Here is a 13,038-nt window from a genome sequence, read left to right as displayed (position 1 = left end):
CCTTTCTGTCGATCTCACTTGTGAGGCAACATACTTCGTTGGCTCACGACTGATCCGCGAGCCCACGCGACTCAGGGGCCAACCCCTCGATCAGCGCGTCCCAGTATTCGTCGTCGCCGTCACAGTAGCTACGCAATCGCCTGATCGTCGTGTAGGTCGATTCCTTTTCCATATCACTGGGCGTTGTGCCGAGCGCCTGATCCAGCCAATCCAGCGCATCGGGCATTCGGCCGTCGTAGATCGCGAGCTCGATCATGGTGGCGTAATCCCAATACGTTGCCCCACCTCGGACGATGCGGGCACGTGCCGCGTACTCCACCACCGGGAGCAGCTGCGCGAGACGCTTGCTGTTTCGGTCATCGATCCACAGCAGATGAACCGCGTTGATGCCGGGATAGTAGTCGCGCCAGTCGAGCTCGAACCCGGCAGTGTAGGTCTCGATCGCGAGCCGAAGGTATCCGCGTGCCTGCGGTGTGCCCTGCGCGGCGGACCATCGGTCCTTGTAGATCCTGCCGAGGAGGCCGAGGGTCTCACTACTGCTGCCGTACTCCTGACACAGCTCACGCAGTTCGTTCTCGGCGACGATACTCCCCGGCTGCAATCGATTTCGCGCGAAGGCCCGCTGCTCGCGCACGGTTACACTGCGGGCGAGATAGGGCGGAAGGTCCTCGACCAGGTCGATCATCTCCTGCCACATCCGAAAGTCCCGATAGGCGAGCAGCAGATCGATCAACAGGCTCTCGTCGTACCCGTGTAGGTCCGACAGAGCCCGACGGACCCGCGATATCTGCTCGACGGCCTCTTCACGTCCACGACGATCATCGGTGCGCGCCGCCTCACGTGCCTCGTCGAGTTGCCGACGGACCGCTTCGGAAATTTCGAAGCGGTCGTTGAAGGCTTCGAGATCGGACTTCGAGAGCTTGGGCGCCGTCAGCCCGGTGAACAGCTCGAACAACGGGCTGTCGGTACGTTGTTCGGCGCGCGCGAGCCGCAGCTGTTTCGTCAGCTCCACGCGGTCGACCTCCTGGCGACTCGGGCACCCGACCGCGTCCAGCTCGTACCGATGGACTCGTTCAGGGGCGAGGTCGAACGGCAACCGGAATCCCGCTGCCGAGATCAGTACAGTGCTCCAGGGTCGAAGGGCATGGCGGATTCCGAGCTCGTAGTACACGTTCGCGTTGGCTTGCGTCAGGTCCGCGACCACGTAGTCACACACCATCAAACGCTCGAACATCGCTCGGTGAATGAACCCACCGAACTGCTCTTCGTCGGCCCGCAGGCAGGCCATGCCCGCGTCCTGCACCGCGGGCTTGACGATCGACTCGTACACCCGGTCGAACTCGATCGCCGAGGCCGCCTCGCCTTTGGTGCCGAAGGGCATGATCACAAAGCACAGCGGCTTCGCCGAAAATACGTTGTCGTTCATATTTGACCGTCCGATCAGCTTGCGACGCAACAGTGTTCATCGCACCAGCGAGATTCGTGATCTCGTCCGGCTCATCCGAGATAGATGTCGTACAGCGTCGGATAGGCCGAGCCGATCCCGGCGTTCGGCTCCGCTCCTTCGCCCGCGTCGAATTCCTGGCAGGTTCGCGTGTACGGCCTGTCCCCGAGATACCGATCCCACTCCGTCTCGGTGAGATTGCGACCAGCCCGTCGACAGGCTTCCCTAATCCACAGCTGCGGACCCCAAACCCTGGCGGTGTCGTCGTCACTCGCGGAGGCCAGCATTTCGCCGTCCACATGGAATGCCAATGACGTGATCGGGCCGGAGTGCCCAAGTAGAGGCTCGCCAACTTGCTGTCGAGTCTCCGCGTTCCATATTCGAACCGTTTTGTCGTCACCGCCGGTGGCCAACAACTTTCCACTCGGGTGAAAAGCGACCGAGTTCATCCCACCAGCATCGCCACGCATCGGCGGCCCGAGCGGCTGTCCGGAGGGCAGATCCCACAACTGCACTGCCACACCGGCGACCGCCAGTCGTTCCCCGGTGGGATCGAAGGCAAGCGCCTCGACCTTTCCCGTGCCTGCTTTCAGTGGTGGACCGATCGGCTTGCCCGTGTCGATGTCGAAAACCCGCGCGGAACCGTCGAAGGCGCCAACGGCGAGCAACCCGGTACGCGGATGAAAGGCCAGCGCCGACACCGTGCCTGCATCTGCGATCGGCGACCCGACGAGCTGTCGGCCCGTCCTGGCGTCCCACAGCCGGACCGTGCCGTCCGACCCCGCGGCGAGGACATCTCGGCTCGGATGAAAGGCGATCGCCTCGACACCCTTCTCATCGAGTTCCTTGACGAGCTTCTTCCCGTTCTCGACATCCCAGATCCACACGTCCTCCTCGACGAGTCCGAGCGCGCCGACCAGCGTGGGGCCAGGACGCATGGCCATCGCCGTCACCGGCCCCCTGTATCCGGCGCGAGAATCGTCGGTACGAAAGATCTGACCAGGGGGCAACGGGTCGCCTGCACCGATGAGGTCCTTGCCCGCCGGCTTGCCGGTTTTCGGGTCCCAGCGCCGCACTGTCCCGTCCAGCCCGGCGGTCACCACCTCGTCGCCACTGAACTCGACACCGGTGACGCTGTCACGGTGACCGCGGAGTAGCCCACCGGTCTCCTTCACATTGTCCGGATCCAGCAGCCGCACGGACCCGTCGGCGGTACCGATCGCCAGTCGCCTGCCGACTGAGCTGAACGTCACGGCGAACAGCGGATCGTCGTGGCCGGTCAGCGGTTCGCCGATCTGCTGTCTGGTATTCGGATCCCACAGGCGCACATCACCGTCCCAGCTCGCCGTCGCCAACCACTGACCGTCCGCACTGAACGCCACCTGTGGCACGACGCTCGAATGCCCCTGCAACGGGTCACCGATCGCGGTTCGGGTAGCAAGATCCAGCAAGGTGACGGTGCCGAAGAGGTTGGCATCGGCGATGGCGAGCAACCTCATATCCGGGCTGAACGATATCGAAGTCACCCCGGTCGCACCCCGGTTGGCGCCCGGCAGCGGATCACCCAACTGTTGGCGAGTACGCGGGTTCCACAACCGCACGGTCTTGTCCGCCCCGCCCGTCGCCAGGGTGCCGTCCGCGCCGAAAGCCAACGCGGTGACGCCGCCGGGGTGGATCAGCGGATCGCTGAGCTCCGTCCAGGTCCGCGTGTCCCACAACCGCACCGAGTCGCCGCTGCCCGCGCTCGCCAGCAGCGACGCATCCGGACTGAAAGCGAGCCGCCCCGCGCCGCCTGCCTGCAGCAACGGTGGAACTACCTGCTCCCATGTTTCGGTGTTCCACACCCGAACGGTCGCGTCCGACGTGTTACCCGCGGTGACCAGCACCGCGTCCTTCGGGCTGAAGGCGACGGCCGAGACGCCTCCCGTGTGGCCTTCCAGTTGCCGCAGCTGTCTACTGGACCGCGCGTCCCACACCCGCACCGTCGAATCCCAACCGCCGCTGGCCACCAGCGTGGCGTTCGCGTTGAACGCGACCGACGACACCGCGCCGCGGTGGCCACGCAGTGTCCGCGCCAGTCGGTCGTTGGTGAGGGCCTGGTTCAAGGCGTCGACCGGTTCCCTGGTCGCGCCGAGCCGAAGCCCCTCCAACGCCAAGAGATACGCCAGATCGTCTTCGTCGCCGATCAGGTTCGCGGCCTGGGCCGCAAGCGCCCTCGAGGTCGCGATCCGTGCCTGCAGTTCGGCGGCGTCTCGCTGTTCCCGTGTTTCGCGCACCTGGAAGAACAGCCCTACTCCGGTCAGAATCGCCACCACGAGCAACCCCACCAACCCGGCGACAGCGGCGTTGCGACGCCGCTCGAAGGTTCGCTGCTGTTGGATGTCTTCGCCGACCAGGTCGGACTTGCTGCGCCCGTGCACTCGCGCGGCGAGCGTCGCTATCGCATCCTGAAACCGCAGATCACGCAGATCGGCCCGATCGAATCGCCCCTCGCGCAGGTCGACCCACTTCGGCTCGTGCGTGAAGTAGCCGCGCAAGACATCCGGCAGCGCATCGGTCGCATTCCAGTCGTAGTCCGTAGCATCGGCGTCCCATTGTGGCGCGGCGCCGTGGGTCAGCGCGAAGAGGAACCGGCTGGGATCCTTGTGCCGACGCCAATAATCGACTTCATCGCGTACCCACCCCGACGCAGCTGCCTCGGGTGATGCCAGCAACAGAAAGTACTGGGAATCGGCGAGTGCCTTCTCGATGTCGGGCCACAGGGTTGGTGTCGCCGTGAGGTCGTTCTCGTCGAGAAACACCTTCAGCGCGGGCGTGCGGGTCCACGGACGCGCGAGGTGCGCGAGGCCGGTGCGCACTGCGGGCGCGAGATCGTGATCGGCTCGGTGGCTGTAGGAGATGAAGACGTCGGGTTGTCGTGGTCGAGTCGTCGACCGCTTTCGCCACAGCCACCGTCCACCCCAAACCTGTATGGCTGCATACACATTGGTCACCTCGCCCAGGATGGGACACCGCGCGCCCGGTGTCCAGTCTTTCCCGAAAACAACGAGGGGCCGGTATCACGGCACATCGACGTCCAGCCCTGTCACAGCATGCAATTCGCGAGACGCGACACGGTGCAATGCATATCGAAATACCGAAAATCCCACTCTCACGTGGCGAATCAGCTTCCCCGGGTCCTCTTTGCCACCGTCGATCCCATGGCAGGCCTGAAACATGCTGTAGGGCATACCGACGCCGTGCCCGGAATAGCGTTCAGCCCGGACGGGACCGCCATCGCGACCGGAGGGACCGACCGCACGGCACGTATCTGGGATGCCACCACCGGAGCTCAGGCGGCCGAACTCGTCGGTGCCGGATCAGTCGCGACGAACGCTGCTGGCACCGTGATCGTCACCGGGTCCTCCCGGCCCGGCTCCGGTTTTCCACTCCCCAACGCGGTACGAGAAACCCGCTTCCGCGCCGCTTTACCGACTTCAGCCGCCTGCCGATCGAAATCCTGAACCGCCGTCATCGAACAAGGGCGCCGGGTGACGCTACAGACCAAGCCGCCTGCGCCACTCGTCGACTCGGCGGACGAGCTCCTGCCACCAGGTCAGATGCGGGTCCGGTGGTGGAGTCGGCCAAGGCTCGGGCGTCGGTTCGGGGTCGGGTGGCGGGACGAGCACCTTCCGGCGAATCCCGGTGCAGGTGAACTGGGTCGCCCGATAGGGGTTCCCGTTCTCCGCCCACTCGGAGACGATGAGGGTGAACTTGCCGTCCTCGAGCCTGCTGTAGGGGTGTACGTAGCCGCCGTACAGGCGCGGGACGGTGTCGACACCGCGCGGCATCCCGGTGATCGGCCGGTGGGTGTGGGTCGTGATCCAGTTCGTGTTGTCGATGCGGTCGCCGACCTTGACGAAGATCGAGTAGTCCGCCGCGTCGAATCCGGAGATCACCGCCCTGTTCTCGACATAGCGCAGACAGATCTCGCCGAATTGCCAACCGGGCAGGATCGGCGTGGGCTCACGGTTCCAGGCCCAGTTGTCGCCGTCCCAGCCCCAGCCCTGCCAGGCGTGCGGATCGGACAGGCCTTCGACCGTCGCGCGCCACAGCAGCATGTCCTTGTTCCTGGCCAGGCCGCCGGTGGAGATGATGTGCACCCAGTCGCTGTGCGGGTCCTTGGCCCAGGAGATCATGACCCGCTTGCCGGCGAAGGCCCCGCACCAGAACTTCGACCCGCTGCGCGCCCAGGTGACACCGCTGTCGTCGGATGTCCATACCTCGCACCACTTCTCGTTGCCCAGGCCCTGGGTGTACATGACCCACAGGTAGATCCGGCCGTCGATGGTCATCGCGTCGCACGGCAGGACGGTGGAGTACTCGGCGTTGTCGTGCTGGTAATCCCACAGCTGGCGGCCGTCGGTGCCCGGCGCGGTGGCCATGACGATCGGCTCGGCGGGGTCGCGCGCAGATGTGCGCGTGATGACGGGGGAACGCCAGTTCCCGATGCCGCCCATCGGTGGGCCGAACGGGCCGTCCCCGGAGAACGAGTCGCCCCAGATGAAGCCGACATCGCCGTTGGGCAGCTCGAACGGAATCGCGAGATCGCCGCCGCCGAGGTCAGCCGACGGCACAGGGTTCAGATCCGTGACGCGGATGACACACCCACCCCGGTCGGCTCGAACCAAAATCGTTGGGCTGGTTTCGCTTCCGTCACGCCACCAAGTTACGTCAGAATGCCGAAAGGCCCGCTCGCACGTGGCGAACGGGCCCTTCGAGACGTGGTGAAACCTTACGCGGTTTCGGTGATCGGGCGGTCGACCCAGCTCATCAGGCCGCGCAGCTTGGCGCCGGTGACCTCGATGGGGTGCTCGGCGTTCTCCTTGCGCAGACCCTCGAGCTCCTTGTTGCCGCCTTCGACGTTGGCGACGAGGCGCTTGACGAAGGTGCCGTCCTGGATGTCGGTCAGGATCGCCTTCATACGCTCCTTGGTGCCGGCGTCGATGACGCGCGGGCCCGACAGGTAGCCACCGAACTCGGCGGTGTCGGAGACCGAGTAGTTCATGCGGGCGATGCCGCCCTCGTACATCAGGTCGACGATCAGCTTGAGCTCGTGCAGGACCTCGAAGTAGGCCATCTCGGGGGCGTAGCCCGCCTCGACCATGACCTCGAAACCGATCTTGACCAGTTCCTCGGTGCCACCGCAGAGCACGGCCTGCTCACCGAAGAGGTCGGTCTCGGTCTCTTCCTTGAAGGTGGTCTTGATGACGCCGGCGCGGGTGCCGCCGATGCCCTTGGCGTAGGACAGCGCCAGGGCCTGGCCCTCGCCGGTCGGGTCCTGATCGACAGCGATCAGAGCCGGAACGCCCTTGCCGTCGACGAACTGACGACGCACCAGGTGGCCGGGGCCCTTCGGGGCGACCATCGCGACGGTGACGCCGGCCGGAGCCTTGACGAGACCGAAGTGGATGTTGAGGCCGTGGCCGAAGAACAGCGCGTCGCCGTCCTTCAGGTTGGGCTCGATGTCGTTGGTGAAGATCGACGCCTGCGCGGTGTCGGGGGCGAGCACCATGATCACGTCGGCCCAGGCGGAGACCTCGGCGGGGGTGCCGACGGTCAGACCGGCCTCTTCGGCCTTCGGGCGAGACTTCGAACCCTCGGCCAGGCCGACGCGGACGTCGACACCGGAGTCGCGCAGGCTCAGCGAGTGCGCGTGGCCCTGGCTGCCGTAACCGATCACGGCGACCTTGCGGCCCTGGATGATCGACAGGTCAGCGTCGTCGTCGTAGAACATCTCGACTGCCACTTTGGTTGGTCCCTTCTGAATGAATGCGGTTAGGAAAAGTTATCGCGGAGGTTGCTGAGGGAGGTTCAGCGGGTCGCGGTGATCGATTTGGGGCCGCGGCCGACGGCCACGACACCGGACTGCACGATCTCGCGGATCCCGTACGGCTCGACCATGCGCAGCAGCGCGTCGAGCTTGGAACGGGTGCCGGTCGCCTCGATGGTCAGCGCGTCGGGCGACACGTCGATCACCTTGGCGCGGAACAACTGCACGGCCTCGATCACCTGCGTGCGCACCGACGCGTCGGCCCGCACCTTCACCAGGATCAGCTCGCGGGCCACCGAGGCGTCGGCGTCCTGCTCCACGATCTTGATGACGTTGATCAGCTTGTTGAGCTGCTTGGTGACCTGCTCGAGCGGCAGATCATCGACGGTCACGACGATCGTCATACGCGAGATCTCGGGGATCTCGGTGCCACCGACGGCCAGGGATTCGATATTGAAGCCACGGCGCGAGAACAGGCTCGCGACTCGCGCCAGCACGCCCGGCTTGTCCTCGACAAGGACGCTCAGGGTGTGGGTGGTGCTCATTCGTCGTCGCCCTTCTCGGAGGTGGCCTGCTCGCGTTCCATCGCCTCGTGGATGACGGCCGGTTCGGAGACCGACTCGTCCTCGTCGAAGAGCGGACGGATACCGCGGGCGAACATGATCTCGTCGTTGCTGGTGCCCGAGGCGACCATCGGCCACACCTGGGCGTCCTTGCCGACGATGAAGTCGATCACGACCGGGCGGTCGGTGATGGCCTGGGCCTGGCGGATCGCGTCCTCGACCTCGGACTCCTTCTCCACCCGGATGCCGACGCAGCCCAGCGCCTCGGCCAGCTTCACGAAATCGGGGATGCGCAGGGAATGCGTGCCGAGATCGGTGTTGGAGTAGCGCTGTTCGTAGAACAGGGTCTGCCACTGGCGGACCATGCCCAGGTTGCCGTTGTTGATCAGGGCGACCTTGATCGGCACGCCTTCGATCGCGCAGGTGGCCAGTTCCTGGTTGGTCATCTGGAAGCAGCCGTCACCGTCGACCGCCCAGACTTCCTTGTCCGGCGCGCCCATCTTGGCGCCCATCGCGGCGGGAACCGAGTAGCCCATGGTGCCGAGACCGCCCGAGTTGAGCCAGGTGCGCGGGTTCTCGTACTTGATGAACTGCGCGGCCCACATCTGGTGCTGGCCGACGCCGGCGCAGTAGATGGCCTCGGGGCCCGCGAGACGACCGAGGGTCTCGATGACGTACTCCGGCGAGACCGAGCCGTCGCTGGGCGTCTTCCAGCCCAGCGGGTAGTTCTCGCGGATGCCACTGAGGTAGGCCCACCATTCGGTGAGGTTCAGCAGCGGTGCGTCACCGGCCTGCGGATCGGCCTTGAGGGTCTCGATCAGCTCGACGATCACCTCACGCGCGTCGCCCACGATCGGGACGTCGGCGTGGCGGTTCTTGCCGATCTCGGCCGGGTCGATGTCGGCGTGGATGACCTTCGCGTCGGGCGCGAAGGAGTCCAGCTGACCGGTGACGCGGTCGTCGAAACGGGCGCCGAGGGTGATCAGCAGGTCCGACTTCTGCAGCGCGGCGACGGCACCGACGGTGCCGTGCATGCCGGGCATGCCCATGTTCAGGGTGTGGCTGTCGGGGAACGCGCCCCGCGCCATCAGCGTGGTGACCACCGGGATGCCGGTGAGTTCGGCCAGCTCGAGCAGTTCCGGCGAGGCGTCGGACTTGATGACGCCGCCACCGACGTAGAGCACCGGCTGCTTGGACTCCAGGATCATCCTGGCGGCCTCGCGCACCTGCTTGCCGTGCGGCTTGGTGACCGGACGGTAGCCGGGCAGACGCATCTCCGGCGGCCACGAGAACGTGGTCTGGGCCTGCAGCGCGTCCTTGGTGATGTCGACCAGGACCGCGCCGGGGCGACCCGAGGCGGCGAGGTAGAACGCCTCGGCCAGGGTGCGCGGGATCTCGGCGGCGTCCTTGACCAGGAAGTTGTGCTTGGTGATCGGCATCGTGATGCCCGAGATGTCGGCTTCCTGGAACGCGTCGGTGCCGACCAGGCTCGACGGCACCTGACCGGTGATCGCCACGATCGGGACCGAGTCCATCTGGGCGTCGGCCAGCGGGGTCACCAGGTTGGTCGCGCCGGGACCGGATGTGGCCATACACACACCGACCTTGCCCGAGGCCTGCGCGTAACCGGTCGCCGCGTGACCGGCGCCCTGCTCGTGCCGGACCAGGACGTGGCGGACCTTCTTCGAGTCGAACAGCGGGTCGTAGACAGGAAGGACCGCGCCGCCGGGAATGCCGAATACCGTGTCGACGTCGAGCTCTTCGAGGGACCGAACCACCGACTGGGCGCCGGTCACGCGCTCGGGCGCGACCTGGCGGCGGGTGGGGTTGGTCGCCGGGCTACCAGGGGTAGCTGAAGGCGCTGACCTGCGGGCCGATGGCCCGGGTCGTGCGGTTGGTGCACTCACCGTCTTCGTTCCTCACTGTCTCGTTCTGACTCGGACTGACCCGACAGGGCCGCTGGCATTCGCCCGAACACAAAAAAGCCCCCGCCCAGCGCATGGCTGTTCGAGGGTGGCGCGTCGCAAACGCGAGCTGACGTATTGACTAGGTGTCAGGCTCAGCGCTGGACGCGCCGGCCGATTACGAGCTCGTTTCGAATCACGCATACGACGTTAGGCGCGCGTAGTGCGTCGAGTCAAACAGGCTTTCCGCTCCGGTCCCACTCTGTGGGACTCGAGTGGTTGCGTGGGTCCGTGTACCAAGATGCGAGGATAGGAGGGTGTCATCACCGCATCAGTCCGTGCCACCGGCTAAATCGTCCCACACCACCGACGAGGGAACCGATACGGGTCGCCCGTCGCGACCCGGCGGCCTGCGCTCGGCCAGTCCGGGGCGGCTCGCGGCGATCGGCGCGGTGGTGCTGGCCTACCTGGCCTTCGTCGTCGTCGGCACCGTGCAGGACTGGTCGCTGGGGGTGCGGATCGGGCTGATCGTGCCCGTCGCGGTGGTCGTCTGGCTGCTGGTGCCGCGCCGGACGAACACGCCGACGCCGGGTGTGCACGTGATCGGCGTTCCCCGCCTGGCCTATATCGGCGTGCTGGTGTTGGCGTTCTGCGTGTTCTTCCCGTTCGTCGGGTGGCCGGCCGTACTGTGGCCGCTGCTGCTGGCCCCGGTGATCGCGGTGTGGTGGGTGGTGCGCACGCACACGACCGTGTCCGAGACCGGGCTGGATCTGAGCTCGATGACCAGCACGAAGCACCTCGACTGGGCCCGGATCAAAGGGATCAGCATTCCCAAGCGCGGCGCTGTGCGCGCCCGGCTCGACGACGAATCCGAGGTGAAGCTGCCTGCCGTCGGATACGACCGGTTGCGGGAGCTGATCGAAGCGTCCGGCGGGCGACTGCCCGATGTGTTCGCTGCCGCCGAGGCGGCCGAGGCCGAACGCCTTGCTGCCGAGCGGGCCGCGGCGAAGACGGAATCCGACGCGAAGACCGAGCCCGAAACGAAGGCGCCGTCGGAGTCGAAGGACGAGCCGGAGTCCGAGCGATAACGACCGGCACTGTGGGAATCAGCACGTCGGGAATCAGCGGGTGGGCGGCGGCCTTGTACCGGTAAGCTGACGGCAGCCGGGCAACCCCGCGCCGACGGCACCACCGCGGCGACACCTCACGGAGCGACACTCCCGCCTCGAGCCCCGGTTCCCGCTCCCCAGCACGCCACCACCGGCGCGATGCGACCATCGCTCGCCGGAGTAACGTGAAGGGCTGCCGGACGCACCGCGATCGCGCACGTGCCACGCAGGTCAGCCCCCTGCGCGCACGCTCGCCACGCACCCAGCGACATCACGAGGACTTCCATGCCACCGCTTCGCTCACGCACCACCACCATCGGCCGCAATGCTGCGGGCGCGCGCTCACTCTGGCGCGCGACCGGCATGACCGATTCCGATTTCGGTAAGCCGATCATCGCGATCGCGAACTCCTACACCCAGTTCGTGCCCGGTCACGTGCACCTCAAGAACATGGGCGAGATCGTCGCCGAGGCCGTGGCCGCCGCCGGAGGCATCGCACGCGAGTTCCACACCATCGCCGTCGACGACGGCATCGCCATGGGTCACGGCGGCATGCTCTACTCGCTGCCCTCGCGCGAGATCATCGCCGACTCCGTGGAGTACATGGCCAACGCCCACACCGCCGACGCGCTGGTGTGTATCTCCAACTGCGACAAGATCACTCCCGGCATGCTCAACGCCGCGATGCGTCTCAACATCCCCGCCGTGTTCGTCTCCGGTGGGCCGATGGAGGCCGGTAAGGCCGTGGTCGTCGACGGTGTCGCGCAGGCGCCGCTCGACCTGGTCAGCGCGATCTCCGCGAGCGCGAACCAGGCCGTGTCCGACGAGGGCCTCGACGAGGTCGAGCGCTCCGCGTGCCCGACCTGCGGTTCGTGTTCGGGCATGTTCACCGCGAACTCGATGAACTGCCTGACCGAGGCGCTCGGCCTCGCGCTGCCGGGCAACGGTTCCACCCTCGCCACCCACTCCGCGCGCCGTGCGCTGTTCGAGCGGGCCGGCACGGTGATCGTCGATATCGCCAAGCGCTGGTACCAGGACGACGACGCCTCGGTGCTGCCCCGCAACGTGGCCAACGCCAAGGCTTTCCGCAACGCGATGGCCCTCGATGTCGCCATGGGCGGCTCGACCAACACCGTGCTGCACACCCTCGCCGCCGCGCAGGAAGGCGAGATCGACTTCGACCTGCAGACCATCGACGACATCAGCCGCAAGGTGCCGTGCCTGTCGAAGGTGTCGCCGAACTCGGATTACCACATGGAAGACGTGCACCGCGCCGGTGGCATCCCCGCCATCCTCGGTGAACTGCGTCGCGGCGGCCTGCTCGAGACCGACGTGACCACCGTGCACACCGCCGACTACGAGGAATTCCTCGACACCTGGGATATCCGCTCGGGCAAGGCATCCGAGGAGGCCATCGAGCTCTTCCACGCCGCCCCCGGTGGCGTGCGCACGGTCGAACCGTTCTCCACCAGCAACCGCTGGTCCTCGCTCGACACCGATGCCGCCGGTGGCTGCATCCGCGACGTCGAGAACGCCTACACCGTCGAGGGTGGGCTGTGCGTGCTGCGCGGCAACATAGCCCCCGACGGCGCGATCCTCAAGACCGCCGGCATCGACGAAGACCTGTTCACCTTCGAAGGCCCGGCCGTGGTGGTCGAGTCGCAGGAGGACGCGGTGTCGATGATTCTCGGTAAGAAGATCCAGCCCGGTGACGTGGTCGTCATCCGGTACGAAGGCCCAGCAGGCGGTCCCGGCATGCAGGAGATGCTGCACCCGACCTCGTTCCTCAAGGGCCTCGGTCTCGGCAAGGTGTGTGCGCTGATCACCGACGGCCGCTTCTCCGGTGGTACCTCGGGGCTGTCGATCGGCCACATCTCCCCCGAGGCCGCCTCGGGCGGTGCCATCGGCCTGATCGAGAACGGCGACCGCATCCGCATCGATGTGCACACCCGCGCGCTGGAAGTGCTTGTCTCCGACGAGGTCATGGCCGAACGCCGCGCGAAGATGGAAGCCTCGGAGCGCCCGTGGCAGCCCGTCAACCGCGACCGCACGGTCACCACCGCCCTGCGTGCCTACGCGGCGCTCGCCACGTCGGCGGACAAAGGTGCCGTTCGTCAGGTGCCGGACACCGTTTCGTCGAAGCCCTTCGCTCGCGCGACGAGGCAGGCCAGTGGCAGGTCATCATCCTGTCGGAGGAGAAGCTGCC

General features: G+C 66.5%; 8 protein-coding genes and 1 pseudogene. 3 read left to right on the top strand and 6 right to left on the bottom strand.

Translation table 11 applies throughout. From position 1 onward, the window contains the following. Positions 1–43: 43 nt before the first annotated feature. A complete protein-coding gene (locus tag ACFTS5_RS00045; protein ID WP_378626252.1) occupies positions 44–1,426 on the bottom strand; it encodes a TRAFs-binding domain-containing protein in 1,383 nt (460 codons plus the stop codon). Between the two features lie 71 nt (positions 1,427–1,497). Then, positions 1,498–4,428, bottom strand: a complete 2,931-nt coding sequence (locus ACFTS5_RS00040; protein ID WP_378626250.1) for a toll/interleukin-1 receptor domain-containing protein — start codon at positions 4,426–4,428, stop codon at positions 1,498–1,500. Between the two features lie 108 nt (positions 4,429–4,536). Between ACFTS5_RS00040 and ACFTS5_RS00035 the strand changes: the two genes are divergently transcribed. Next, a complete protein-coding gene (locus ACFTS5_RS00035; RefSeq protein WP_378626249.1) occupies positions 4,537–4,947 on the top strand; it encodes a WD40 repeat domain-containing protein in 411 nt (136 codons plus the stop codon). A 33-nt stretch (positions 4,948–4,980) separates the two neighbouring features. On the opposite strand, the gene ACFTS5_RS00030 is transcribed toward ACFTS5_RS00035, so the two are convergent. The 4 genes from ACFTS5_RS00030 to ACFTS5_RS00015 all read right to left on the bottom strand — a co-directional run bounded on the left by ACFTS5_RS00030 (position 4,981) and on the right by ACFTS5_RS00015 (position 9,726). Further along, entirely contained in the window at positions 4,981–6,060 is a 1,080-nt protein-coding gene (locus tag ACFTS5_RS00030; RefSeq protein WP_378626248.1) for a DUF4185 domain-containing protein, read from the bottom strand. Positions 6,061–6,218: 158 nt separating this feature from the next. Next, a complete protein-coding gene (gene ilvC / locus ACFTS5_RS00025; RefSeq protein WP_174551969.1) occupies positions 6,219–7,220 on the bottom strand; it encodes a ketol-acid reductoisomerase in 1,002 nt (333 codons plus the stop codon). A gap of 77 nt (positions 7,221–7,297) precedes the next feature. Beyond that, positions 7,298–7,801, bottom strand: coding sequence for an acetolactate synthase small subunit (gene ilvN / locus ACFTS5_RS00020; protein WP_019048314.1), 504 nt, complete (start codon positions 7,799–7,801; stop codon positions 7,298–7,300). Beyond that, complete coding sequence (locus tag ACFTS5_RS00015) at positions 7,798–9,726, bottom strand: acetolactate synthase large subunit (RefSeq protein WP_378626246.1); 1,929 nt, start codon at positions 9,724–9,726, stop codon at positions 7,798–7,800. Before ACFTS5_RS00015 ends, ilvN begins: the two co-directional genes overlap by 4 nt. A gap of 314 nt (positions 9,727–10,040) precedes the next feature. Between ACFTS5_RS00015 and ACFTS5_RS00010 the strand changes: the two genes are divergently transcribed. Both ACFTS5_RS00010 and ilvD read left to right on the top strand, forming a co-directional pair. Continuing rightward, the gene (locus ACFTS5_RS00010) at positions 10,041–10,811 is read left to right on the top strand and encodes a PH domain-containing protein (protein WP_378626244.1); all 771 of its coding nucleotides are present in this window, start codon (positions 10,041–10,043) and stop codon (positions 10,809–10,811) included. A gap of 306 nt (positions 10,812–11,117) precedes the next feature. Next, positions 11,118–12,956: pseudogene (gene ilvD, locus ACFTS5_RS00005) on the top strand (dihydroxy-acid dehydratase); the annotation flags it as partial. Between the last annotated feature and the right edge of the window lie 82 nt (positions 12,957–13,038).

Origin of the sequence: Nocardia sp. NPDC056952 (genome assembly GCF_042674185.1) — a bacterium.
In the GTDB taxonomy this organism is placed as follows: domain Bacteria; phylum Actinomycetota; class Actinomycetes; order Mycobacteriales; family Mycobacteriaceae; genus Nocardia.
This window is presented reverse-complemented; position numbering and strand designations above follow the sequence as displayed.

Bases quoted from the DNA above. Each gene is read 5' to 3' on its own strand.
- ACFTS5_RS00045 (WP_378626252.1), bottom strand. From the start codon at position 1,426: ATGAACGACAACGTATTTTCGGCGAAGCCGCTGTGCTTTGTGATCATG.
- ACFTS5_RS00035 (WP_378626249.1), top strand. From the start codon at position 4,537: ATGCAATTCGCGAGACGCGACACGGTGCAATGCATATCGAAATACCGA.
- ilvC (WP_174551969.1), bottom strand. From the start codon at position 7,220: ATGTTCTACGACGACGACGCTGACCTGTCGATCATCCAGGGCCGCAAG.
- ilvN (WP_019048314.1), bottom strand. From the start codon at position 7,801: ATGAGCACCACCCACACCCTGAGCGTCCTTGTCGAGGACAAGCCGGGC.